Origin of the sequence: Spirosoma agri, from assembly GCF_010747415.1 — a bacterium.
Lineage (GTDB): Bacteria > Bacteroidota > Bacteroidia > Cytophagales > Spirosomataceae > Spirosoma > Spirosoma agri.
The window spans coordinates 2,352,693-2,377,777 of sequence record NZ_JAAGNZ010000001.1 but is presented as its reverse complement, the minus strand read 5'-3'; the positions used below and the strand labels follow the sequence as shown (position 1 = coordinate 2,377,777).

Annotated in this window: 20 protein-coding genes and 1 pseudogene; 15 read left to right on the top strand and 6 right to left on the bottom strand. The window is 50.7% G+C overall.

Annotated features, from left to right (window positions below):
* Window positions 1–32 precede the first annotated feature (32 nt).
* The 4 genes from GK091_RS09810 to GK091_RS09795 all read left to right on the top strand — a co-directional run bounded on the left by GK091_RS09810 (window position 33) and on the right by GK091_RS09795 (window position 7,265).
* Window positions 33–1,133 carry a redoxin family protein gene (locus GK091_RS09810; protein WP_164036826.1) on the top strand — a complete coding sequence of 367 codons (1,101 nt, stop codon included), beginning with the start codon at window positions 33–35 and terminating at the stop codon, window positions 1,131–1,133.
* A 203-nt stretch (window positions 1,134–1,336) separates the two neighbouring features.
* Window positions 1,337–2,755 carry a TolC family protein gene (locus GK091_RS09805; protein ID WP_246202187.1) on the top strand — a complete coding sequence of 473 codons (1,419 nt, stop codon included), beginning with the start codon at window positions 1,337–1,339 and terminating at the stop codon, window positions 2,753–2,755.
* Between the two features lie 134 nt (window positions 2,756–2,889).
* A complete protein-coding gene (locus GK091_RS09800; protein WP_164036824.1) occupies window positions 2,890–6,132 on the top strand; it encodes an efflux RND transporter permease subunit in 3,243 nt (1,080 codons plus the stop codon).
* Window positions 6,133–6,140: 8 nt separating this feature from the next.
* A complete protein-coding gene (locus tag GK091_RS09795) occupies window positions 6,141–7,265 on the top strand; it encodes an efflux RND transporter periplasmic adaptor subunit (RefSeq protein ID WP_246202186.1) in 1,125 nt (374 codons plus the stop codon).
* A gap of 190 nt (window positions 7,266–7,455) precedes the next feature.
* On the opposite strand, the gene GK091_RS09790 is transcribed toward GK091_RS09795, so the two are convergent.
* Window positions 7,456–8,382 (bottom strand): AraC family transcriptional regulator, encoded by a 927-nt coding sequence (locus GK091_RS09790; RefSeq protein WP_164036820.1) that lies wholly within the window; start codon window positions 8,380–8,382, stop codon window positions 7,456–7,458.
* A gap of 369 nt (window positions 8,383–8,751) precedes the next feature.
* Between GK091_RS09790 and GK091_RS09785 the strand changes: the two genes are divergently transcribed.
* The 4 genes from GK091_RS09785 to GK091_RS09770 all read left to right on the top strand — a co-directional run bounded on the left by GK091_RS09785 (window position 8,752) and on the right by GK091_RS09770 (window position 12,210).
* A complete protein-coding gene (locus GK091_RS09785) occupies window positions 8,752–10,278 on the top strand; it encodes an aldehyde dehydrogenase family protein (RefSeq protein ID WP_164036818.1) in 1,527 nt (508 codons plus the stop codon).
* An 81-nt stretch (window positions 10,279–10,359) separates the two neighbouring features.
* A complete protein-coding gene (locus GK091_RS09780; RefSeq protein ID WP_164036816.1) occupies window positions 10,360–10,671 on the top strand; it encodes an EthD family reductase in 312 nt (103 codons plus the stop codon).
* Between the two features lie 22 nt (window positions 10,672–10,693).
* Entirely contained in the window at window positions 10,694–11,077 is a 384-nt protein-coding gene (locus tag GK091_RS09775; protein WP_164036814.1) for a DUF779 domain-containing protein, read from the top strand.
* A gap of 716 nt (window positions 11,078–11,793) precedes the next feature.
* Complete coding sequence (locus tag GK091_RS09770; protein ID WP_246202185.1) at window positions 11,794–12,210, top strand: DUF2147 domain-containing protein; 417 nt, start codon at window positions 11,794–11,796, stop codon at window positions 12,208–12,210.
* A gap of 613 nt (window positions 12,211–12,823) precedes the next feature.
* Here GK091_RS09770 and GK091_RS09765 read toward each other — a convergent pair.
* Window positions 12,824–13,429: a T9SS type A sorting domain-containing protein gene (locus GK091_RS09765; protein ID WP_164036809.1), complete on the bottom strand. Its 606-nt coding sequence runs from the start codon at window positions 13,427–13,429 to the stop codon at window positions 12,824–12,826.
* A 457-nt stretch (window positions 13,430–13,886) separates the two neighbouring features.
* Here GK091_RS09765 and GK091_RS09760 point away from each other — a divergent pair, with 457 nt between their 5' ends.
* The gene (locus GK091_RS09760) at window positions 13,887–14,843 is read left to right on the top strand and encodes an alpha/beta fold hydrolase (protein ID WP_164036808.1); all 957 of its coding nucleotides are present in this window, start codon (window positions 13,887–13,889) and stop codon (window positions 14,841–14,843) included.
* Here GK091_RS09760 and GK091_RS09755 read toward each other — a convergent pair whose 3' ends face one another.
* On the bottom strand, window positions 14,844–15,020 hold the full coding sequence (locus tag GK091_RS09755) for a hypothetical protein (protein WP_246202184.1): 177 nt from the start codon (window positions 15,018–15,020) through the stop codon (window positions 14,844–14,846).
* Between the two features lie 401 nt (window positions 15,021–15,421).
* Between GK091_RS09755 and GK091_RS09750 the strand changes: the two genes are divergently transcribed.
* Window positions 15,422–15,997, top strand: coding sequence for a hypothetical protein (locus GK091_RS09750; protein WP_246202183.1), 576 nt, complete (start codon window positions 15,422–15,424; stop codon window positions 15,995–15,997).
* 97 nt (window positions 15,998–16,094) lie between these two features.
* Here the strand turns inward: GK091_RS09750 and GK091_RS09745 are convergent, their stop codons facing one another.
* From GK091_RS09745 to treS, 3 genes are all read right to left on the bottom strand, one after another.
* Window positions 16,095–16,304, bottom strand: a complete 210-nt coding sequence (locus tag GK091_RS09745) for a hypothetical protein (RefSeq protein WP_164036803.1) — start codon at window positions 16,302–16,304, stop codon at window positions 16,095–16,097.
* A gap of 757 nt (window positions 16,305–17,061) precedes the next feature.
* A complete protein-coding gene (treF, locus tag GK091_RS09740) occupies window positions 17,062–18,669 on the bottom strand; it encodes an alpha,alpha-trehalase TreF (RefSeq protein WP_164036801.1) in 1,608 nt (535 codons plus the stop codon).
* A 105-nt stretch (window positions 18,670–18,774) separates the two neighbouring features.
* A complete protein-coding gene (gene treS, locus GK091_RS09735; protein WP_164036799.1) occupies window positions 18,775–22,161 on the bottom strand; it encodes a maltose alpha-D-glucosyltransferase in 3,387 nt (1,128 codons plus the stop codon).
* Between the two features lie 725 nt (window positions 22,162–22,886).
* On the opposite strand from treS, the pseudogene GK091_RS30210 reads away from it, so the two are divergent.
* The 5 genes and pseudogenes from GK091_RS30210 to GK091_RS09720 form a co-directional block, all read left to right on the top strand.
* A pseudogene (locus tag GK091_RS30210) lies at window positions 22,887–22,943 on the top strand (IS1/IS1595 family N-terminal zinc-binding domain-containing protein); the annotation flags it as partial.
* 84 nt (window positions 22,944–23,027) lie between these two features.
* Window positions 23,028–23,141 (top strand): IS1-like element transposase, encoded by a 114-nt coding sequence (locus tag GK091_RS30050; protein WP_164036797.1) that lies wholly within the window; start codon window positions 23,028–23,030, stop codon window positions 23,139–23,141.
* A 150-nt stretch (window positions 23,142–23,291) separates the two neighbouring features.
* A complete protein-coding gene (locus GK091_RS30045) occupies window positions 23,292–23,441 on the top strand; it encodes an IS1 family transposase (RefSeq protein ID WP_164036795.1) in 150 nt (49 codons plus the stop codon).
* 82 nt (window positions 23,442–23,523) lie between these two features.
* The gene (locus GK091_RS29810) at window positions 23,524–23,658 is read left to right on the top strand and encodes a hypothetical protein (RefSeq protein ID WP_262889178.1); all 135 of its coding nucleotides are present in this window, start codon (window positions 23,524–23,526) and stop codon (window positions 23,656–23,658) included.
* Between the two features lie 312 nt (window positions 23,659–23,970).
* The gene (locus GK091_RS09720) at window positions 23,971–25,083 is read left to right on the top strand and encodes an acyltransferase family protein (protein WP_164036792.1); all 1,113 of its coding nucleotides are present in this window, start codon (window positions 23,971–23,973) and stop codon (window positions 25,081–25,083) included.
* Window positions 25,084–25,085: the final 2 nt, after the last annotated feature.

Sequence of the window (25,085 nt, the reverse complement as noted above, 5' to 3'; positions counted from 1 at the left end):
ATCAATCGTATTTCGGCTTCGTCATTTGCCTTATGAAACAGGGAAAGCACTATTCCACAGCCTTATCTATCTTATACGTACCGCTTTTTCTTCTTCTTTCTGTTGACGTATCCGCTCAGTTTCACAGTAAGATCACTTGTTTGTTTCCCAAATCGTGGGAAGGTCGGCAGGCCATGATTGTCAGTAAACCGCTTCGTCAATCGCCGATTATTGATACAACAACGATTTTCAGCAGAAGTGCGGTATTCACAATCAATTTACCCGAGCCTAGTCCGGCTTATCTCTGGGTTGAAGGCCATAAAGATGATGTCCAGTTCTTCATCGATTCACCCGAAATAGGCATTGGCTTTTCCCCCGACGCCACCGGTCAACGGCTGATTACCGGCTCTCCCAGCAGCGAATTATGGGCTGAACAGATCAATACGGCTAATAGTCGAAACACCCTGCCTGATTCAAGATCAGATACGTTCACCGCCTTAATGGCTGGCGATTCGGCATTGGCATTGTCGCTCGAGAAGATAGCCGACTCGCTACGACTGGCTGATAATAACGCGACGGCCAGCCTAATTCGGGCGAATCCTGCGCTGGCATCCAGCTGGTATCTTTTTGCGTCAACCGACTTTTCTTTCGCGCAATCGCTTGTCTTATTCGACGCTCTTTCTGCCTTTTCAGCGTACCCCTCGTACAAAGCGATCAAGGAAAAAATAGCCCGTAAACGCCTGGGCAACAAAGCTCCGGCGTTTACTTCACTAACGGCATCGGGCGAATCTATTTCGCCATCCACGGTGAAAAGCAAGTGCATTTTACTGGATTTTCATAGTAGCTATCTGGTCGCCTGCCAGATTCGGCACCTTGGTTTAAGGGAGCTGTACAAAAAGTATCACTCCCTTGGTCTGAAGATTATTACGGTCACCTTTGAGTTTGATAAAGCAGCGGGGGAAGCAGCAATGGCCAAGGCTCGCCTTCCCTGGATTCACGTTCTTGATACGATGCCTTCGTCGTCAATCATCAGCGCCTTTGCTATTGATCGTATGCCAGACAATGTTCTGCTGGATTCGACGAAAACGATGATTGGACGCGATCTATCCGTCCCTGAACTTGATGCTAGACTTGGTGAATTACTAAAGAACTAGCGATGCCACCCGTTCGCTTACGCCCATCAGTTAACGCCAGAGACCATCCGATTGAATCATAAAATGAGTGATAAGCACTTGATTTTGTTGGCAAACATCCGTTTTCCCAAATGTTTCCAATATTGAGATCGAGTTTTGCAGACACCTGTCCGTGAGCCAGACCATAGTCGGACAGGTTGACGCCAATGATCTACCCAAATCTTTTGGAATCTGTTCGACAACAATCAGCCTCTTCATCATACCGACGAACGACGGGCTGGCTGTTCTGGCTGGGCGCTGGATTCATGACGGTACAGGCACAGGCCCAATCGCTGAACTTAAACCAGGTTGTCGAGCAAAGCACCCGGCAATATCCATTTTTGAAGGCTAAACAAGCTGAGATTAGCAGTGCGCAACGACGTCTCCAGGCCAGCCGGGTGGAGTATCTGCCAAGCCTGATCGTGCAGGATCAATACAATTACGCTACGACCAACAGCCTGAACGGTTCGTTTTTTCCCAATGAAGGAACGGCCATTTCTACGTCTGGTGGCGTCCGCCCTACGAATATTTCGCAGGCTAGTTTTGGTAGTTTCGCCAGTGCAGCCATCGAGTGGCGGGCCATCTCGTTCGGCCGCATCAAAGCGAATGTGGCCGTAGCCGACGCCGAACTTCAGCGGAGCCGCGTCGACTACGACAATGAGCTCTTCCAGCATCAGGTGCGGACAATCGACGCTTATTTACTACTGCTGATCAACCAGAAATTAGTGCAGATCCAGCTGAGTAATCTGGATCGGGCGCAGACGTTCAAGCGGGTAGTCGATTCGGGTGTACGATCGGGAATGCGGGCGGGCGTCGATAGTTCACTGGCCACCGCCGAAGCGGTTCGGGCCCGCATTCTGCTTCTGGAAAGCCAACAGCAGGAGCAGGTGCAGCGGCTCCGGCTATCGGAGCTGACCGGCCAGCTTCAGCAGGCGATGCAGGTGGATAGTATGCACTTTTATACGACCCTGCCAACTACGGCGGCTCTGACGGATTCGGTATCGCCCAAAAATCCGGTACTGCGTCTTTTTCAGTCCCAGATCGCCCTAGCATCAGCGCGGAGTGTGGCTACCCAGCGGACCAGTTTACCCATCATTTCCTTCGTGGGCGTTGGAAATGCCCGGGGTTCGGGCTTTTCCAATCAGGGCGATGTATTTCAGACGAACCAGATTAATGGCCTTGGTTATCAGGTGTCCAATTACCTCGTTGGCGTCGTTGCCCGCTGGAATCTCACGAACATTTTACGCGTCAAGCAAGACTACCGGAGCGAGCTTTTCCAGGTCGAGCGATCCCGGCAGTTGTTCAATGAACAGCAGCTGCGCGTCAACCGTCAGTATCAGGAAGCCGAAACACAGTACCAAGTCGCGCTGGAACAGGCCCGGCAGGCACCCATCCAATTGCGGGCGGCCCGACAGGCCTACAACCAGGCAAAATCGCGCTACGAAAGTGGATTGACCGATCTGCCCACGTTGCTGCAAAGTGTCCTTACGCTCAACCGCGCGGAAGTTGATGGCTACGTTGCTACCAGCAATGTGTGGCGATTCTTATTGCTGAAATCAGCCGCTGAAGGTGATCTGTCACTATTTATGAATCAGGTAAAGTAGAGACGCAATACGTTGCGTCTCATTCGCGCCAGCAATACGTCGCGTCTCGTTCGTGTCAGCAATACGTTTCGAACAACACCATCCGGTCAGGAGACGCAAGGGATTGCGTCTCTACAACCAATACTTAAATAACTATGTATCAACTCATTCGATCGGCCTTACGAAAACCAATTTCGGTTGTGGTAGCGGTCCTGGGACTCCTGTTTTTTTCAGTGATGTCACTGTTTACCATCCCCGTCGATATTTTCCCGAACCTCGACCTACCGACAATTTATGTCGTTCAACCCTACGGCGGGATGGCTCCCGACCAAATGGACGGATTCATTGCCACGCGTTATCAGGATCACTTTCTCTATGTATCGGGCATCCGCGACATCGATGTGAAAACCATCCAGGGATTGTCGCTTATCAAACTGCAATTCTATCCAGGAACGGATATGGCACAGGCCGCTGCCGAAGTGGCGAACAATGTCTCCCGCGCAAAAGCCTACATGCCCGACGGCACCGTACCACCCCAGGTAGTGCGCTTCGACGCCAGTTCGGTACCGGTCGGTCAACTGGTGTTTGAAAGCCCGAGCCGGTCGCTGAACGACATTCAGGATTATGCGTCGTCGCGGGTGCGGCCCATGTTTTCCCGGATTCCGGGGGTATCAAGCCCTCCTCCGTTCGGTGGTAACCAGCGGACGGTCATTATCAAAGTGAATCCGCAACTGGTTCGCAGTTATCAGCTGACACCGGAAGAAGTGATCAAGTCCATCATTACCAACAACCAGCCTTCACCCGCCGGTAACATCCGCATTGGCGAGAAAACGCTGATGACACCGGTTAACTCGCTCATCAAACGACCCGAAGATTTCCTGAATATCCCCATTCGCGTTGGATCGGGACCGACGGTGTTCGTGCGGGATATTGGCACGGTCGAAGATGGAGCCGACGTAACGGTGGGGTATGCACTCGTGAACGGTCGTCGGGCGGTGTACATTCCAGTGGTCAAAAAGTCGGATGCCTCTACGCTCGATGTCGTAAACAACATTCGGAAAGCCATGCCGGACCTACAGGCAGCCGTTCCTGAAGATGTAAAGATATCGTACGAATTCGACCAGTCGGTCTACGTAACCAACTCCCTAAAAAGCCTGGTGACAGAAGGCATTTTGGGTGCGGTACTGACGGGATTGATGGTGCTGTTGTTCCTGCGCGACTGGCGGAGTGTGATCATTGTAGTGGTCACCATCCCGATTTCCATTCTGTCGGCGGTGATCATGCTCAACCTGTTCGGGCAAACGATCAACATCATGACTCTGTCGGGTCTGGCCCTGGCCATCGGCATTCTAGTTGACCAGGCGACGGTAACGATCGAAAATATTCACCAGCATCTGGAAACGGGAAAACCGAAGGCCGTCGCAATCTGGGATGCCTGCAAAGAAATCGTCTTCCCCGAGTTTCTGATTCTACTGGCTATTCTGGCCGTGTTCGCTCCGGCGTTCGTGATGAGCGGAGTACCGCGTTCCATGTTCCTGCCGTTGTCGTTATCGGTTGGCTTTGCCATGATCGCGTCGTTTCTGCTCTCGCAGACGTTCGTTCCGGTGCTGGCAAACTGGCTCCTGAAAAGCCATCCGGCCCACGAAGCACCTACTCTTGCCCTGGATGCACAGGAACGTCATGCCATGATGGACGATGCGGCTCATCCGGCAAAAAATGCAACCGGTTTTGATAAGTTCAAACAACGCTACTCCGCCCTGCTCGACAAAATCCTGAATCGCCGGGGCCTGGTCGTTGGCGGTTATCTGGCGGCAACGCTGGCGATCATCGTCGTTTGTTTTATGGTGATTGGCACCGATATTCTGCCCCACGGTAACAGCCACCAATTTCAAATGCGCCTTCGAATTCCGGATGGAACGCGGGTCGAACGGACCGAAACAGCCACGTTGAAAGCACTCGACATTATCAAAGAATCGGTAGGTGCTGACAACGTGGAGATCTCATCGGCCTACGTCGGTACAGTGCCCTCCAGCTACGGTACGTCGAATATCTTCGTGTTCAACAGTGGTCCGCACGAGGCTGTTCTGCAAGTGTCATTAAAGGAGGAGCATCCCGTAAACATGGACAATCTGAAGGAGGAACTTCGGACGCGCATTGCCAAAGCCCTGCCAAACGCCAATATCTCCTTCGAGCCGATCGAGCTGACCGAAAAGATCATGAGTCAGGGCGCATCGACACCCATCGAAGTAACCATAGCGGCAAAAGACCTGACCGAAGCGGGTCGTTTCGCGAACAAAATCCGCGAACAAATGGTGAAGATCGACTTTCTGCGTGATGTACAGATCGCCCAACCACTAGCCTACCCTGTCCTGAACGTAACCATGAACCGCGAACGGGCCGGGCAACTGGGTGTCACCTCAACGCAGGTGGCCCGGTCGATGGTAGCCGCTACGTCATCGAGCCGGTTTACCGACAAGAACCTCTGGCTCGACGAATCGAAAGGACTGGCCTACCAGGTACAGGTACAGATTCCGGAATACCAGATGAGTAGCACCACCGACATTGGCAATATCCCGCTAAAAAGTGGCAACATGCAACCGTTGCTATCGGATGTAGCCACGTTCTCGGAAGGTACGGCCCCCGGCGAATACGACCGCGCTGGTCCAAACCGACTCGTTACCATCACCGCCAATTTGCAAAAAATGGACTTAGGCACGGCCCAGAAAGCGGTTCAGAAAGCTATTCGTGACGCGGGTGAGCCACCCCGCGGGGTTCTCGTGGAGATGGGCGGTCAGACCAATTTACTGTCCGATACGCTGAGCAGTCTGCAAACGGGTCTGCTGGTTGCCATTGTGATTATCTTCCTGCTGCTGGCGGCTAATTACCAGTCCTTCAAATTGTCATTAGTGATTCTTTCAGCGATTCCGGCGGTGGTTGCCGGGGCATTGGTGATGCTGCTCGCTTGCGGGGCCACGCTGAATCTGCAATCGTACATGGGTCTGATCATGTCGGTTGGGGTATCGGTCGCCAATGCCATTCTGATGGTTACCAATGCGGAAAATCTTCGCCTGGAGGTGGGCGATACGCGCAAGGCTGTGGTAATGGCGGCCAACAGCCGAATTCGGCCGATTCTGATGACGAGTATCGCCATGATTGCGGGCATGGTGCCAATGGCGTCGGGCCTGGGCGAAGGTGGTGACCAGATTGCGCCACTTGGTCAGGCTGTTATTGGCGGTTTGATTGCCTCGACACTGGCGGCTCTGCTCATTCTGCCCTGCGTGTTCAGCCAGCTACAAGCGAAAGCCAGTATACAATCGGTATCCCTCGATCCGGAAGATCCGGACAGTAAATTCTTCGATCACCAACTTACACCCGCCCCTGCGGTCCACTCCCTATGAACTCTCTAATGCGATTGCTCTGGCCAGTATCGGTTGTGGCCGGTCTAGCTGCCTGCTCATCTTCGGGCAACGACAAGAAACCAACGGCGACTAAAGAGCCGGAATCGCCCCAGGTAGTTATGGCTACCGTTCAGGCGTTGCAACCCAGCAAGCGTGTTACGCTGCCGGGCGAACTGAAACCCTGGAACCGGGTGAATATATACGCTAAAGTGAAAGGATTCGTGCGAGACATTCCGGTTGACCGGGGCACCTTCGTTCGCAAGGGGCAGGTACTGGCTCGTCTCGACGCCCCCGAAGTTCTGTCAGAACTGAGTCAGGCGCAAGCCCAGGTTCAGGCGCAGGAAGCCACGTTGGTCGAACAAACGACCCGTTCCCGCGCCAGTCGGCTAACGTACCAGCGGCTGGTTCAGACGGCAAAAATGGAAGGTGCCGTTTCGGCGAACGAACTCGATCAGGCGCAGGCAAAAATGCAGGCCGATAGCGCCATGGTTGCCGTAGCACGGGGTACGGTGCAGGCAGCCCGCTCGAACTATCAGGCCAAAGCGGAACTGCGACATTACCTGACCATTACGGCCCCATTCGATGGCATGGTCACGGAACGGAACATCAGCCCCGGTGCGTTGGTTGGCGCGGGCGATAGTGGTAAGCCGCTGTTCGTGCTGGAAGACAGCCGAACCTTGCGACTGACGGTGGCAATTCCCGAAACCTTTGCTAACCAACTACAGGCAAAAAGTGCCGTTTCCTTCACGGTCAACGCCAATCCAGAACGACGATTTAACGCCAAACTGGCCCGTAGTGCCGAGAGTTTAGTTGAAGCAAACCGCGCCATGATGGCCGAGTTCGATGTCAACAACAATGCTCATGAACTCAAATCGGGCATGTATGCGGAAGTCACGCTCCCCGTTGAACGCTCCGCGCTGACCCTGTTTGTTCCAGCTACGTCGGTTGTGAGTTCCAGCGAAAAGATGTTCGTTATCCGCGTGCACGACAATCGAGCCCAGTGGGTATCAGTACAGAAAGGGAACGTCGTTGACAGTCTGGTCGAAGTCTTTGGCGACATAAAGAAAGGCGAGCCGATTGTTAAAATTGCTTCGGAAGAAATCCGGGACGGTCAACTGGTTAAGGCTAGATAGTGCTTTCCCTCCCAGCATGGGCGGCCCGCTCATGCTGGGAGGGGTCGGGGATGAGGAGAGCAGAGTCAGGCAAATTTGCCTTTTATTCTCATTCGAATAGCCAAACGTCAAAACCCTTATCCCTAACTGAGTTGGCTAAAACCTAGCGGGAAGGTTGCTGGATGGTACAGCAGATCCATGACGAATCGCACTATGCCGTCTGTTTACGGTACTGCGCCGGAGACATGCCGATCTCGCGTCGGAACAATTTCATGAAATAGGTCAGGTTGTTGAAACCGCAATCAACGCTTATATCAGCCAGACAGCGATTGGTCGCTTTTAATAATCGGGATGCCAGATCGATGCGTTGTTGATTGATAAAATCGAGGGGCGTCATGCCGAATGTTTGCTTGAATGTCCGATAGAAATTGGGCTCACTCATGCAGGCTTCATCGGCCAGTTCTTTTATGTGCAGATTGCGGTTTAGATTCTTATTGATGTACTGAGCCACGTGCGCCAGCCGGTTCACACTGGCCACGTTGGTAGTCGCGCTCAAGAGTAACGTACGCGCCTGAGTCTGCATCAACCGAACTACCAGTTCCTGCAAAATAAGATTAGCAAAAACGTCTTTCGCCTTGTTGTTTTCGGTAAATATATAAATCAGCCTTGCAATGAGCTGATGGATCGGCACGTCGTTCGTTAAGAAGAAATTACTCTGACCATATTGCCACCCGGTCGAATTGTCGACCAGTGGAGCCTGTTCGTTGAGCAGATCCGTAACCTGTTTTACTTTGCTGGGGTCGATAGCCAGCGCCAGGCACTGCGTAGGATTCTGACTTTGCGCTTCGGGGAAATCGATCCGCATGGTTTCTTCGCTGGGCACGATCACCGACTCACCGGGCAGAAAATCGAACGATGGCGTTCCGGGCAGGTGCATCACTTTTTTACCCCGAATCATACTGGCCAATACCGGACTGTTAAACGTCAACTCAACCTTCTCGGCCACATGATACGTCTCGTATATGTTCAGCTCTGCGGTATCAATCGTATAAGCAGTCCGATTCTCTACTTCCTGTTCCAGACGCCGGGACTGTAAATGGCGTGAAATATTAAGTGGAGTTGTCTGTATGCTTTTCATCAGGATCGGGTTCGTTAAGCAGACTTCCACTGAACTATGGCAGCTACTTAGTTGCAAAGTAGGCATTTCCGGACAACTTTGTATTGCTATTGCCATAAATACTATTGCGATTATAAGAATTCGAGCGTATGTCTAGGTGAGTTCCTGCAACGGTCCACTCTCTGTTCAATATCTCCTGACAACCCCTCAACGCTTGGCTTACGCATGATATTTTTATCATTTATTCGTCTTTGTTTTCCCGCTAAATCGTGAAGTGAGATGCGGCAACATTGATAGGATTGTGCATGTAGACGATACAATCGATCAACTTTTATTGAACAATTCATGCAAACTTTGTAATAAATCCAATTAAACTTTTTTACAACGAACATGGAAGTAGTAGAAGCCCCCAGCAAAACCCTGCCCCGTCCCCAGTTCAAATCCCAATACGAGAACTACATTGGTGGTAAATGGGTAGCTCCCGTTGATGGTGAGTATTTCAATAATTCCTCCCCCATCGACGACAGCCTCATCGCTCGTGTTCCCCGCTCAAAAGCCGCTGACATCGACCTGGCTCTTGATGCCGCTCATAAAGCATTTCCGGCCTGGTCACGCACGTCGGCAACCGAGCGTAGCAACATGCTGATCCGGATCGCCGACCGTATCGAGCAGAATCTTGAATTTCTGGCGCGCGTCGAAACGGTCGAGAATGGAAAAGCGGTTCGTGAGACACTGGCCGCCGATTTACCCCTGGTCGTTGATCACTTCCGCTACTTCGCCGGGGTTATCCGCGCCGAGGAAGGCAGCCTGGCCGAACTCGATGCCGATACCGTTTCGCTGATCGTTAAAGAACCCATTGGCGTTGTGGGCCAAATCATCCCCTGGAATTTCCCGCTGCTCATGGCTACCTGGAAACTGGCTCCGGCGCTGGCAGCTGGTTGCTGCGTGGTGATGAAACCCGCCGAACAAACACCGACCTCCATTCTGGTGCTGATGGAAGTACTCGATGGACTGATTCCACCGGGCGTCGTCAATATCGTTAATGGATTTGGTCCCGAAGCGGGTAAGCCTTTGGCACAATCCAAGCGGATTGCCAAAGTAGCGTTTACCGGCGAAACCACAACGGGCCGTCTGATTATGCAGTATGCGTCGGAAAATCTCATTCCGGTAACGATGGAGCTGGGGGGGAAATCACCCAACATTTTCATGGAATCCATTGCCGATGCCGACGATGACTTCTTTGACAAGTGCGTGGAGGGTGCAGTCATGTTTGCGCTGAATCAGGGCGAAATCTGCACCTGCCCTTCCCGCATGCTGGTGCATGAGCGGGCGTATGATCGCTTCATCGAGCGGGTTATCGAGCGGACCAAAGCCATTAAACTCGGTCACCCACTGGACCCGGATACGATGATGGGCGCGCAGGCCAGCAACGATCAATACGAAAAAATTCTTTCCTATATCGACATTGGCAAACAGGAAGGTGCTGAAGTGCTGACCGGTGGTGGCCCGGCTGGCCTGGTGGGTAACGGTCTGGAAAGTGGTTACTACATTCAGCCAACGATCTTCAAGGGCAACAACAAGATGCGCGTTTTCCAGGAAGAGATTTTTGGTCCCGTGCTAGCGGTAACAACATTCAAAAATGCCGACGAAGCAGTTGCAACCGCCAACGATACGTTATACGGACTCGGCGCTGGGTTATGGACACGCGATGCGCATGAACTGTATCAGGTTCCCCGCCAAATTCAGGCAGGTCGGGTCTGGGTGAACTGTTACCACAATTACCCGGCTCATGCCCCATTCGGCGGGTACAAAAAATCCGGTTTTGGCCGCGAGAATCACCACATGATGCTCAACCATTATCGGCAGACAAAAAATATTCTGATCTCCTACAGCAAGAGTAAATTAGGCTTCTTTTAATCAAAATTCGTCCGGTTGACAGAGTACTTCTTAGCGATGTGCTTCGTCAGCCGGACAGTCATTTTTACACACAGCTTCTTTATGGTCCGGCTCACCGTTCTTTATCCAAAAACCAAGGGTACTACCTTTAATCGTGCCTATTATCTTGAAAGCCACATTCCTCTGGTAAAAAAGCGGTTAACTCCGTTTGGATTACAGGGCATTGATCTCCAGGAAGGGCTGAGTGGCAATGAACCCGGTTCGCTGCCAGCCTACGCGATGATCACGGGTTTACGTTTCAACACGACCGATGAATTGAACCGGGGATTAAACGAACACGGTGCCGAACTGATTGGTGACATCGCCAACTTCACGGACGCCCAGCCGTTGATGCAAGTGAGTCAGGACCTGTAACGAACGCATACTATTCTTTTTTATGACTACTCAGTCCGTTTCTCGTGTAGATGTCACTCCGGCGGCTGCCACCGTTATCAACACGCTAAAGGCTCAACACGGGCCACTGATGTTCCACCAGAGCGGAGGATGCTGTGATGGCTCGTCGCCCATGTGCTATGCCGTTGGTGATTTTATTATCGGGGCATCCGACGTGTGGCTGGGCCAGATCGAAGGCTGCGACTTCTGGATGTCTTCCGATCAGTTCGAATACTGGCGACATACGCATTTAACGGTTGATGTCACACCCGGCCGGGGAGCCAGCTTTTCGCTCGAGATCCCGATGGGCATCCGTTTTTTAATTCGCTCACGCCTATTCGATGAAGCTGAACAACCTTATCTGACACCAATACGAGTGGGCGAATAGCGGCAAGTTGACTGTCGGATGGCAAACAAGAGTGCGGTGGTTCTCGTCCCTAGAACCTCCGGTTTGCCATGTCTACACGGCAACGTCTGTTCGCCGACACTCAACGGTTAGCGGGCAACATTCGCTTCATTCATAGACCAGATTCACCGATTCGGCTCACGACATCATTTGGCCCGCCTGATCACCTGATTCTAGTCTCTAGGTTCATATACGTTCACCATCGTGAAGGCGTTCATGGCTTGACCTTACCGATCGTGATAGTCGTCGGCCGACTATTCTGTTTTATGCGGGTAGGCTCCTTTTAGCGAGAAGAACAGTATTTGAGAGTTTATACCTGGAAAAGTTGGCTCATCATCACGACTAGTTGCTTTTAGTGGTAGTTGCCCGTTTTTGGTTGTAGCCCTAAACTTCGCTTTCCAGCAGTCACTCGCTATACGTTGTTAGTTTACCTGAGCGAATTATGGCATCAACCGCTATCAAAGAAGGATAAACCGGGCACATTCGATAAGAAGTCAGGATGTAAATAAGTCGAACTCATTTAACCTTTTGCTCCTTTTCAGACTCTAAGAAATCAAAAGGACGGGAATAGTACAACAAACTTTCGTTTTGATTGATTTGTTGGACCATTTTATCCCGATTTGAGTTTATACAGCAAATCAATGATCGCCACTCAATTTATGAACGTTTACCGCCTGACTGCTTTAGTATTGTTATTGATGCTAACTCTATCTGCCTACGCACCGCAACCCGATAATGCCGATGCAGTGGTTGGAAAGTGGCTTAGTTCAAAAAAGAAAAATCAGGTTCAGATCTACAAGCAGGGCAATAAGTATTACGGGCGGCTGGTGTGGACAGCCGAACCGAATGACCCAGCGACCAACAGGCCCAAAATGGATAGTCAGAATCCCGATGAAAAGCTACGCACCCGCCCCATTCATAACATGGTCATTATGACGAACCTCACCTACAAGGGCAACAATGTCTGGAGCGATGGGGAAATTTACAACCCGGAAGACGGCAAGACGTACAGCTGTGATTTAAGCCTTAAAAGTCCGGATGCGCTGGATCTGCACGGCTACGTTATGGGCATCTCTCTGTTAGGAAAAACGAAAACCTGGACTCGGGTTAAGTAAAAGAAAGCAGATCGTTTGATCGCCTTCCGCCAGTGCTTTGATCTTGATAAACATAGGCCAGTCCCCTTCGGCAAAGGTACCCCGGTATCGTTTCTCGTTATTGGCCAACGTGAAGTACCGGCAGATCGGCTGAGCCAAGCTATTCGTTATGCTGGTAGCGTAACAGTGGAGAGGGAACTCGGATTGTCGCGGTGATAATTGAGTTGTCGCGAAGCCAGTTCGGGGCATAAAAAAGCCCGGCTGCTCGGACCAGCCGGGCCAGGAGTCAAACCTCTACGGCAAGCCGTCGGCGTTTCACCCATTTTTGACTTTGCAAAGGTAGGCATTACCCAATTAAAGAAAAATCAAACCGTTAATTAGTAGAAAAATCCTATTTAACCGCCTTAAAAGGTTCTTCCTCTGATTGAGCCCGTGAGCAGTCGTTACGTAGTTGATTTTCCCAGCGGATAGCGACCGTCAAAAGCCATCCTGACCAATAAAAAAAACCGCTGCGTTTGAGAAAACGCAGCGGTGTGTTGGGGCCGCGACCAGACTTGTCCGAAAAGCCTTATCGCGTACGTTGAGAATGGTAGGAATCAACTACTGTATCAATCGACACGCAGTTGCCAGTAACTTAGTGCTTGATGTCGATACGTGTCGAGAACTGCTTTTGATCAGGGCCTACGATGAACGTGTACGCACCATCGGGCAGTGATGACAGGTCGAACCGGCGAACCGAACCTTTGAATGTATCGGTCTGAACCAGCACGTTCTGCGCATCGTAGATAGCGACATTAGCCTCATCTACGTTCTTGGCAGGCAAATTCACTTCAAATTTGTTTTTCTCGTAAGCCGAAATGGTTGGCTGCACCAGTTGTTTCAGGTTACTGTCGTCAACGCTAAGCGCGTTACCTTTGATCGTCAGTCCCTGCGACATCCAGTAATTATCGTTGCTGGCCGTCAGAAAATACTGACCATCGGGCAGGCTGTTCAGATTGAACGAAGCGACGCCTTTCTGATTTTTAGTAACGGTTCCACGATAAAGAAGGTGACCTTCAGCATCGATAATTGCCACGTCAACCGGAGCGGACGATTGGGTATATAAACGAATTTTCTTTTGTTCGGACTTCTCAACATTTACCCCGCTTACTACTGAACCATTGTCGGCTTTGGCATCTCCCATGCCCGCCAAACCGCATACTGAAAGCAATACGGCAACTGATAAACGGAACTGTTTCATTGGACTTAAATTTATATTTTTCCGTGACAAAGGTGGTGGATTGAGGTGGGTTAATGCAATAGGCAGGAGGCTTATAAGCAGGCTTTTTCGAAAAATTCATTAAAAAAGACAATTAATTAGCCGCAAAATAGGCCATTTATTAGAATAGTTCAATAAGTCCATCTTAATTACGCATAATTTGTATTTTTCTAATAATTCTAATTTTTTGGACGATTTTTCTCACAATAACTAGATATCATCAAAAAAGTACAATTTCAGCAAAAACGGTGCTCAAAGAGAATCACTGCGCCCCCCCCGTTGACCCAAGTCAGTTGGCGGACTAGTAGCTGTACAAACCAATAATTTCGTAGTCGATCAATTAGCTTAACCAAGGCAGTATTTCTGTGTTGTCATAGAGATGAGCTTTTCGCAGCTATACCAAATGCTACACGTTGCTGCTTTAACCCTACTGCATACGATGAAAATATATTGCTGTCTGATGCTTCTCTGGCTGACAGGAACCGTGTGTTCTTCTGCCCAGACAATCGTTTATCCGCATCCCGTTCGGTACGTTACCCTACATCAGGAGCAAAAAACAATACGCATGGCTTATATGGATGTAGCTCCCGCCACTAAGCCGAACGGGAAAAACGTCATTCTTTTCCACGGCAAAAATTTTTCGGGCGTCTATTGGCGCAACGTGATTGATTTTCTCGCCGAAGCAGGGTATCGGGTCATCGTACCCGATCAGGTCGGCTGGGGCAAATCAGACATTCCGGATCTGCACTATAGCTTTCATGCGTTGGCATCCAACAACAAACAATTGCTCGATTCGCTGAAAATCGATAAAGTCATTGTCATAGCACATTCGATGGGTGGTATGCTGGCAACGCGCTTCACGTTACAGTATCCGGAGCGGGTTAGTCAGCTAGTGCTTGAAAATCCGATCGGGCTGGAAGATTATCGAACCTTCGTTCCGTACTCGCCCATCGACAGTTTGTACAAAGGAGAGTTGGCCGCCACGTATGATTCCTACAAAAAATATCAGCAGAGTTATTACCCCCAGTGGAAGCCGGCGTATGACGAATGGGTGCGTGTACAGGCTGCCGCACTGACCGATCCCAGATTCAAGCAAATCGCGTGGGTCAATGCCCTCACCTACCAGATGATTTATGAACAGCCCGTTTGTTACGAATTTAACCGGATCAAGGTGCCTACCCTTTTGCTGATCGGGCAGGCAGATCGCACCATTGTGGGTAAAGCGCGGGTGCCGAAAGCGATCGTCAATCAATATGGGCACTATCCGGCGCTGGGCAAACGAACCCAGCAGCAAATTTCCGGCAGTCAACTCGTCGAGTTTCCCGGCGTTGGCCACATTCCGCACGTCCAGTCAATCGACTTATTTAAAAAAGCAGTGCTGAGCTTTTTACGCTGATCAGATGGACAGTGGACTGAATTGATCAACTCGGATCAGTGAGCCAAAAAGGGCTTTTTTATCAGCCTGGCCACCCGTATTAAAAATTCGAAAGCTATCCCAGCCCACATAAGCCGTGTTGGTGACGGTCTCCAGATAGCCCGCCGAACGGAACTTATCCAGTTTGGGTAAATACACTACTGTCAGTGTGACGGTAGGTTCTTGTTTAGAAAAAAACGTCCAGGTTAGTCGCATCAGGTTGTGTTTACTCAGACCAATGTACGAACCATCAATCTATTAGCGGAACGAGTTTATTAAACGGAAGCGTGTCAATGGTGTGTATTTCGTGCCAGTGTGCGCCAACAGCCGGCTAATCAATAGCGAACAGACGAATGACGTTAGTTCGCCCGAAACAGTCTGTCTTGGGTATCGATAAATTTTACAAACGACTCCATGAGCTATACATGAATAGCAACTTACCGAGTGACCTCTTTCTCTGATACTCTCCTTTAATCCAATCCATTTTTTGACGCCGAATAGCGCTCCAGTCCGATTTTTTCGTGATTCGGGCGAAACGTAGCTCTCCTTTTATCTCTATAATGACAATAACCATAAACAGGCTACGGGATAATTGCGAAATTTACGGCATGAAGAACGCAGCTTTATTTTTCCTGACAGCCAGCCTGCTAGCGGCTTGTGGCCATACCGAACGCACAACCAAAAACACGAGTTCCCCCCTTGTCGACTCCGCTGTGGTCACATCTCCCAAACCCAAAAACTGCCTGTCGCTTATTGAACCGGAAAAATTAGGCAAAGCCAATGACTATCAGGAATCGGCAAAATCAATAAAGGTGGCGCTGACACTGGAGAAAGATACAAGTACCACGGAAACGGCCGGGGGTTGCTATTTCAACAACACGGTTACGGTATTGGCAACGAAAAAGTCAGGCAGTCAGCTCTTCAAACGAACGTTGCTCAAAGACGATTTACTGTACTTCACCAAAAGCGATGACGTTATTAATCGGTCTGTTCTTCAAAACACGACCTACAAGCCAACGTTCAACGGTCAGAAATATATTACGCTCACCATGAGCTTACGGAACCCGGACAGCAAAAAAACGGCAAACTACATCGTGTTCATGAACTACTTCGGTGAGATCGTAAAAGTGAGGTAGCAAAGCTGTTTTACACTAGAACGTTTTAATGCAAAATGGCCCAACTGTCGAAGTCGGGCCATTTTGCGTTAGAACAGGGTCGTCTCTGAGACACTACTTACAGTTTGCTCTTAAGCCAGCGCTCTCCGTTTTTGTCGATCGCTTTCTGGGCCAGTTCCAGCGTACTTCTGAAGCCGTACATCAACTTTGTGGCCGAATGGAAAATCCGGTAGGCTGTCCGATTTCCCGTCACGACATATCCATTGCTTCCAAAATCAACGCAAACATCTACGGCTTTGGGCTCGATTATAAAGCCTTTGTAACTCATGATCTTACTAAATTTGTAACAGCTATACCAACGTACCGATGCATTTATTCTTGCTACAGACTAGCCGTAGAAACGTCCACTTAGAAAAGGGAGCTGTTACAATGAAGACGTGATCAGAACAGCTGTTCCCAAATCCACTTAACGGTTAGCCAGAACAGAGAGCCAGAAATCATAACTACTACTGTCCAGGGACCAGGTAATAATGAATTCTTTTTAGGGGCCATAACTAGTTCCATTAATGATTGAATATCAACACTATACAGAATTAACCGGTATATATCTTAAAGTGTTCACGAAGACAGAACAACTCTATCGACTAACCAGCGTGTTATTAGTTAATACGCTCAACGAGCTTATTTATTAGTCAGTAAACTACTATTTTTAATAATAATATGTAATCGACTAATCTATGGTAATAACACATTATGTACAAATATATGCATTCATACACCTATAATTTAATTTATAAATTAATAGCCAACTTTTAAATCTGTCGGCAAAACTTAGTATCCGGCACCTGAAAACCTTGCACGATAAGGCTCCTCGCCTTCAGCTTGCCGATAGCCGTTCAGGATTTTGCCGGTCTAGTTGGCACTCGTTAGTAACCCCGTTACAGTACGGCCCGTGTCCCCTATCTTTTGCATAGCCAACGCAGAACTGGGTGAGACGAAGACTGGCATTTTCTTCAACTGCGCATACGGAAAGGGACTGCGTGTAGAGGGAACAAGTAGGCTGTCAATGGTGCATTTCCGAAGGGTCACTTCTCGCTTATCAGTCGTAGCAACACGCCGTTTGTCCAGCCGAAACCATCCTGATTCGGATATTCTCCCCCTTTGGCCCCTGCCGTGCTGATCACATCATATTTTTCAACCATCTTCCCCGACGCTTTGTAGACCCGCAGGTTTTCATTTACCCAGTTTGTCTTGATCTTAGTCGCCAGTGGTTGCTGTCGGTAGTTGCGCAACCCCTGGATGGCTAGCCACTGCAACGGAGCCCACCCGTTGGGTGCATCCCATTGTTCGCCAGTGCGTACCAGCGTAGTGGTCAATCCGCCGGGTTTCAGAAAGGACTGTTCCAGTTTTCGAGCTACTGATACGGCTTGGGCAGGCGTAGCTATTTTGACAAAAAGCGGATAGACGCCAGCCAGCGAATAGACCGAAGATGGCTTCCGGGCAACAAAATCATAATCAAAAAAGAACTCATTCTTCAGACTCCAGCAGTAACGTTGAATGGCACTACGTCGCTGCTGAGCCAGTTGCTCGTAGGCCTTGGCTCGGGCCAGATCCCCTTTCAGCCGATAGCCACTGGCCAGCGTTTGTTCCAGATTGACGAGCAGGGCATTTAAATCGACCGGAATAAAATCAGTAGTATGAATGGTACGCAGTTTTTTGCTATTGGTCAGCCACCGACTGCTAAAATCCCAGCCCGATTCAGCCGCAGCGCGAAGGTGTCGATAAAGTACCGGTGGTTGTTTGGTCGACTTGGCCAGTTGGACATCTTCCCGATACGATTCGGGGCGGGGTGTTTGCTTGTCATCAAAATACCGGTTCAGGTAGACGCCCTCATCCAGTCGCACCACCCGCCGGTAGGCTGGTCGCTGTGCGCTTAGCTGATCTTTGCCCGCCATCCAGAAATCATATTCCCTTTGTAATTCAGGCAAATAGGTGATCAGACTCCGGCGACCCTGCACCTCCGAGAGCAGATTTACCATGAATGAGAAGAACGGGGGCTGCGAGCGACCCAAAAAATACGTCCGGTTACCATTGGGAATAAACCCGATCGTTCGGATCAGGTAAGCAAAATTATCGACCATGTTCCTGATCTGCACCGTCCGGCTCGAAGTCTGCAAGCCCAGCATGGTGAAGTAGCTATCCCAGTAATAGATCTCGCCAAATCGACCGCCGGGGACTACGTAGGATTTTGGTAATGGAATAAGCGAACCAGCTTGCTCGTTCGGCTTGAGGGTTGACAGAGCCGGTCGGGTCAGCACTGGCCATAAGTCGGCGATGTGTTGCTGGGCCGACTGACCAGCTTTGCTCGTGTAGCCGGATGCTGGCCTGACCGGTAACGTAAAGTGTTCCAGAACAAAGCTTTTCAGTTCGAAGTCAGCCTGCTGGCGGGCGTTGTCGTAGTTGGCCAGAATTGTTGCCGGTGGAAATTTAGGCGTGCAGTCGGCAAAGGTTTTTGAATCCGGGAAGACGGCTTTTAACTGAACAGCCTCGAATAACGGGCCAAACTGCTCATCGGGACTGACCAGTGTTTGAGTAGCCGGACGTGGTTTGTCGCGAACCGATTGACTCTGACCTAACGTCGGGATAAACAGGGCAACTACGAGATAGAATACGTTTCGGATGGATCGATTCATGCGGTACAGTTTACAGAACATAACAGCAGAGAGCACAACGATCATCGTAACGTGTGTCTACCAAGACGCACACACATTGCCGATGACCGCTGTACTCTCAACGGATCAACTACCCGCTATGGTACCCAGCATAACCGTCCCTTCTCCCGGTTCGCGCTCCACGGCCGGCACGTCGGATTGGTCAAGGATCGATTTGATAAGCTGCAAAGGGACCCTCACCCAGTCGGGGCGGTTATTAAGTTCATGCGTCAAATCGGAGATGGCTTTTTCGAGCAGGTACGTTTCCAGCATCATTTGCAGATCGTCGGGCTGATCGGGAATGAACGAGCTGCCCTGAACGGTTTCAAGATACGCCTGCATGAAAAAGTTACTCATGCAATGCGCCCAGAACTCTGCGTAGGGTAACAACTGAACCGTATTAGCTACCTGAACCTGGTTCGTCGACAGAAATCCTTCGTAACCTACGTAGTAGAACGAGCGGATCATCGACGCGACATCGCGCAGGGGCGACCGCTTCAACCGACGTTCGCTGTAGCTTCGACTCGGATCGCCACCGAAATCCTGAATGGCAATGTCTTTGCCGGTTAGCAGGATTTTTTCCAGTTGCAGGTCGCCGTGAATCCGGATTTTCGTCGTATCCAGCTTTTTGCGATAAATGCGCTTCAGCAGGTTCAGCACGTCATCTTTCCGACCCAGCAGCTGCTCGGCCTCTTGCCGTACGTCGTCGGGCAGGCGTTGTACGTTCCGCTTCTGACTCTGGAAACTTTCGCGAACCAACGTCTGAAAGCTCGCAAAGAGCGAACGCTGGTAGTGCAGTGAGAATTCTTCCGGCGCAAAATTCGCATCTGTCGTGTTAGAAGCCAGTGCCTGGTGCATCTGTCCGATACGTATGCCCAGCAGCCGCGCCTGTTGAGCGGCCCTATGGCCTACCAACTCCTGGGTTTCGGGGGGTAACGCGCTGAACAAAACCGGCTGACTCAGCGTACCGAGCGAAACCGCGGTTTCCTGCGCTAACTGAGCCGAATCGCGGGCCAGAATTCGTTCGATAAAGTTGTTGATCCGATCCAGCGTGTAACTTTTTCCATCGCCATGTTGAGCGGCCATCTCCTGCATGACACCCAGCATGATTGGTTCGCCCGTCGAACTAATTTCTACAGTTCCGGTAAACGCCGGAACGTTGGCAAATTCGGCCTTATCGGACAGGAACCGCGTAATTTCTGTATCCGGGTTTACAGACCGATCGACCTTTCGGTACATTTTTAACAGGTAATCCCGATCGTAGGCAATCGTGGCATAGTTAGGTCCCGAAGCGAGCAGTTTGGGCTTTATGGAGTCGTGCTCCCGAACGTATTCGGTCAGCGCCGGTTTACTCTGAAATAGCAGATTTCCTTCGGTATGGCTGCTTTGCTGAGCCACGTTCTGAAGCAACGCCAGCTGAATGTCGGCCAGATACAGCCCATCGCAGAGAACACCCGTCTCCTGACCCAACTTCATCGTAGCCAACACCGACTGCGGGCAGCCCTGGGTCAATTTCGCAGCCTGCGACTCATCGGCAAACGCGATGATCAACTGATAAATTTCGGGCAAACCCCGTTCGTACGATACCTCCAGCAGCAGCACATGGGCCGATCCGGACGGGAGCGTCAGGGGGGACTGATTCACGATCGCAATGCCCCGCATCGTCTGCTTTTTCTCACTGAACCAGTCGGATCGGAGCAGATAATCCGGCAATACCTTCGTTTCCAGTCGTTCGCGGGCACTTTTGTTCATCAGCTGACCCCAGGACGCAATCTGAAGTTCGGGCAGGTGGAAAGCGGGCAGCGCATCCGTATGTATTTTCTCCAGCACGAACCACTGGTAGTCGTGCGGAGCCAGGGTGAAGAAATACGTTTCGTTTTCCGAAACCGGCGGGAACGAATTTCGGCTGAATGCTTCGACCGGTACATAGCCGTTAAAGCCCTTCAGTTCGATCTCGGCGGGTTGCGCAAACTTCGACAGGTTGATGACAACCAGCAGAGTTTCGTCTTCGTACGTCCGGGTAAAGGCCAGCACTTTAGGGTTTTCGACGTTCACAAAGTTGAGATCACCCCGTCCGAAAGCCTTGTACCGTTTCCGCAGATTGATCATCCGTTTCATGAACCAGAACAGCGACGACGTGTTGGCCCGTTGGGTTTCCACGTTGACCGCTTCATAGTGGTATTCAGAATCAAGGATGGTCGGCAGGTAAAGTTTATGCGGGTTGGCGGCCGAGAATCCCGCATTTCGATCCGGCGACCATTGCATGGGAGTCCGTACGCCATCGCGGTCGCCCAGGTACACATTGTCGCCCATCCCGATCTCATCTCCGTAATAAATGACCGGCGTGCCCTGCAACGAGAACAGCAGGCAGTTCATCAGTTCGATCTTCTTCCGGCTATTGCCCAGCAGCGGAGCCAGCCGGTGACGGATGCCAAGATTGATGCGCGATCGGGGGTCTCTGACGTAAGTCTTATACATATAATCCCGCTCTTCGTCGGTAACCATTTCCAAAGTAAGCTCATCGTGATTACGGAGGAAGATGGCCCACTGGCAATTATCGGGAATGGCTGGCGTCTGGTCGAAAATGTCGGTAATCGGGTACCGGTCTTCCATTTGCAGCGCCATGAACAGGCGGGGCATCACCGGAAAATGATAGTTCATGTGGCATTCGTCGCCATCGCCGAAGTACGATGCTGAATCTTCGGGCCACATATTCGCTTCGGCCAGGAACGCTACACCCGGAAAATGATCATCGATGTGCTTGCGCAGTTTTTTCAGGAACGCGTGGGTTTCGGGCAGGTTTTCGCCGTTGGTCCCCTCTCGCTCAAACAGGTAAGGTACGGCATCCAGCCGGAAACCATCGACACCCAGCTCGCACCAGTAATCGATCATTTTGAACACCTCTTCCTGAACCAGCGGGTTGTCGTAGTTCAGGTCGGGCTGGTGGTGAAAAAAGCGGTGCCAGTAATACTGCTGCGCTTCAGGGTCCCAGGTCCAGTTAGATTTTTCAAAATCCTGGAAAATAATCCGGACATCCCGGTACTGCGTTGGATCGTCGGTCCAGACGTAGTAATCCCGTTCGGGCGAACCTTTGGGTGCTTTCCGGGCACGTTGAAACCAGGGATGCTGATCGGACGAGTGGTTGATCACCAGCTCCGTAATGACTTTCAGGTTCCGCTGATGGGCTTCAACGAGCAGGGTTTTAAACTGTTCGATGGTTCCGTAGGACGGATTTATCGTATAATAATCAGCAATGTCGTAGCCATCATCGCGCAGGGGCGACGGATAGAAAGGCAGCAGCCAGATGGCCGTGACGCCCAGTTCCTGAAGGTAATCCAGCTTTTCGAGCAAGCCCTGAAAATCACCAATGCCGTCGGCATTACCATCGCAGAACGCTTTAATGTGAAGTTCGTAAATAATGGCATCCTTGTACCAGAGAAGCTGATCGTGTTGTTCTACAGGAGTATCTGTCATAATTGCTTGGGCGTAAGGCGTTTTACTAGCCAGTCAGAAGGCTACCTGTAAGCAGGTGTCCGCGTAGCTGGCAGTGATAATGAGTACTGAACGGGTTGGCAAGTTGCCGCTGTGTGCTGAAAATCTGCTTAAGATCCCCTTAGAAATAGCTTAGACCGATTTTCACAGCGCAGGCGACTAACCACGTTTAACAGCTATTAACGTGTTTTCACCAGCAGAGTTTGGGCTTAAGCGCATAACTTTTCGAAACCCTCCTATACGGTTGTTGACCCGTTCCTTACATCCGGCTGCCAATTCGACCGTTAAATTGAACCATTACGAAAATGATTGCTGGTCGCAATCGTGGTGAAACCACTAGTTCAGGAGACTACCCGTTTTTTCGGACTCGTAATATATAAGCTTAGATCACTACAACAGGCACAAACTGCTATGTTAGTGTGTTCTTAACCACACTAGTTCAATGACTACCACACTAGTTTAATGACTATTGAGCAATCATCTCCAATGCCAAGCACACACCAGCTGTCAGCACAAGAATTTATTGACGTTATTAGTCTAAAAAATGATGATAACTATTCTGAATATTATGAGTATGGTCCACTTTTAAACTTAACATCAATTGTCATAAGTAACGTATTGGCAGTGGCCTGACTGCGTTGAATAAGGTATCTTTGTGAATGGTATTAGAAGCAGTTGCCTGTAAGCATTGCGGTTAAACCAAACTCGTCAAACGGTATGGCACTACCCGCGCTGGTACCCAACGCTACCGATGCTATGACTGCGGCCCGGTTTTGTCCAAACTTACACCCACAAGGCGCGAGACCCCTTGGTCAAAGTGCAGATCACCGCAACGGCGGACCGTTCAGATGGTCCTTAACGGAGCCGGCATACGTAATACCGCTCGTGTCTTAGGTGTTAACCGGAACACCGTAAGCGCTCAGTTTAAAAAAAACGGGGCTGCCCGTGCGGTAGAGAAGTGATTCACGTAAACTCCTTATACGTTGATAGAGGCTTGAAAATGAGTCTTAAGGTTGACAAGATGTGCCGGGCCGCCGGGCGGTCCTACGTGGGAAAGAAAAAACAGCCCCGGTGGCTGTGACGGTCGGCCGCTGCCGTAGGTAGAGGATGCAGTGACTGGCGAGATCATTGCCTTCGTTTTTGGACGACGTACAAACCAACCGTTTCGCCACCTACTTAGCTTACTAGAGCAAGCTAAAATCGAGGTGATTAGATGGATAACGGACTCTTGGTGCGGGGCGACCCGTGCCGGCGTACTTTGATTGCTTAGATCAACGCTTACGCTTAGTTCGTAAAGCGTCATTACAAGGTCTCGGACGTAAGCATCTTACTCTTCGAACACGCTTGAAGAGACCACTCCGGTGGCCCGGTGACCCGTCGAACGATTTGCTTCTCAAACCGGGGCGGTCAGTGGCGGTTCACGATACGATAATCGGCCTATTCATTAATCAGTTCTTCTTCGCCGATAAACGCAATTAAGCCACTACCAAGTAGCCGATAAGCGTAAGATCAGTGCGGCTCCGGGTAACAGCAAGTTTTCGACGACCGAAGAGTATTTGGAGGATCTGCGCATGTCGGATCTGGACGATGATATGGCCGCTGTTTACGAGTGAGCGTTATATTCGTCCAAGATTCTAAAAAAGCAGACCGTTTCGACAAGTTGGCATTGCCTACATTCTCCTTGGTTACGACGAGCGATAATATAGGCTAGCCGACAGGGCGGTGAAGAATGCTTACTTACAGTCAATTTATTTCCTGGCTGAGCCAGCGTGCCCTTTTCAGTTCCCTTTAATGAATAATAACCAACTGGGCACCAGGCCCCATTATCAACTGTTAGATGGCCTGCGGGGCGTAGCCGCTATCATCGTCGTTTGCTTTCACCTGGCCGAGCCCCTGGCCAGCAGTCACCTCGACAATCTAGTCAACCATGGCTACCTGGCCGTTGATTTCTTCTTTCTCCTGTCGGGCTTTGTCATCGGCTATGCCTACGACGGCAGATGGGATAACCTAACCATCGGCGGCTTTCTTCGGCGCCGGCTCGTGCGGCTCCAGCCCCTGGTTATCCTGGGCATGACGCTGGGCGCCATCGGCTTTTATTTCACCGACTCTACTCTATGGCCTCTTATTCATACCGTTCCGGTCTGGAAACTGATACTCGTAATGCTGATCGGCTATACACTCCTACCCCTGCCCCTGTCGATGGATATACGGGGCTGGCAGGAAATGCACCCGCTCAACAGCGTTGGCTGGTCCTTATTTTTCGAGTACATCGCTAATCTTTTTTACGCCCTGGGACTACGGAAATTATCCAATAAAGCCTTAGCCGGTTTTGTCGTACTGGCCGGGGCCGTGCTAGTTCACTTCGCACTTACCAGTCCCAACGGCGACGTGGCCGGTGGCTGGACCCTCAATGCCGAACACATGCGCATTGGGCTGATCCGCACGCTATTCCCCTTTTTCGCCGGTCTGCTGTTGTCGCGGGTCGCGCGGCCTGCCTCCATTAACTACGCGTTCGTATGGAGCAGCTTACTGGTGGCCGCGGTTTTGTTGATGCCCAGACTGGGCGGGGCCGAGCGTCTCTGGGTAAATGGGTTGTACGAAGCGTTTTGCATCATCGTGGTTTTTCCCCTGATTGTCTATATCGGTGCCAGTGGAGTGGTGCCAACTCAGCGGGAAGCTAAACTTTGTCAGTTCCTGGGCAATTTGTCTTATCCCCTGTACATGACCCACTATGTGCTGGTTTATTTTTACGTGGCCTGGATCAGCAATCACAAGGGCATTACCATAGCGCAGGCCTGGCCCTACGCCCTGCTCACCTTTTCCGGCGCTATCGTGCTGGCCTATGCCAGTTTAAAACTATACGATGAACCGGTACGCGCCTGGCTACGAAAAAAGCTAAACTAGCA